Source organism: Blautia sp. HCP3S3_G3 (assembly GCF_052063365.1).
In the GTDB taxonomy this organism is placed as follows: Bacteria; Bacillota; Clostridia; order Lachnospirales; family Lachnospiraceae; genus Blautia_A.
This window is the reverse complement of the sequence record NZ_JBQHXR010000072.1, coordinates 1-628: the sequence shown is the minus strand read 5'-3', so window position 1 is coordinate 628 and position 628 is coordinate 1. Positions and strand designations below refer to the sequence as shown.

At 45.1% G+C, this 628-nt stretch carries 1 protein-coding gene; it reads left to right on the top strand.

Annotated elements, in window-relative coordinates; translation table 11 throughout:
- The coding region (locus tag ACTNEW_RS16325) for a tyrosine-type recombinase/integrase (RefSeq protein ID WP_441062863.1) at positions 1 to 485 on the top strand (485 nt) is incomplete at its 5' end.
- Positions 486 to 628: the final 143 nt, after the last annotated feature.

Genomic DNA, 628 nt, shown 5'->3' with positions numbered 1-628 from the left:
AAAACATTGATCTTGACGCCGGGACGGTCATCATTCTTGATGGCAAGGGGAACAGAGACCGCCTGATCTATCTTTCTGATGACATGGTGGAACTCTGCCGGGATTATATGGAATATATAGAGGAAACTCTTGGCAGGAAAACAGCCTGGTTCTTCCCAGGGAAGAACCCTGATGCTCCCATCAGTTATGGGAGTGTAAGTACTATGTTCAGGAGATGCTGGCAGAAGACATTGTTTGCCCCTGGATGTGACAGAAATCCTACAACACACTGCCTGCGCCATGCATATGTGGTTAACAGGATAAACCTATGGCGTGACCAGGGATTGGATTTTGAGCATATGCTTCCATATCTGAGCCGTTTTCTTGGACATAAAAGCTTTGATGACACGTACTACTATTATCATTATGCAGAAGAAGCCGCCAGAACCATCAGGAGAAAAGACACTGTCATTGGACGGGTAATTCCGGAGGTGATGCGAAGATGAAAAACAATGAGATGCTGTTTTTCAGCAGGATCTATGACTTCCTCCACGTATACATACCAAAGGAAAAAGGTGGCTCCAGTCATACGCTTCTGACATACAAACAGGGGCTTAAAACATTCCGGCAGTATGTGAATGATACTAAG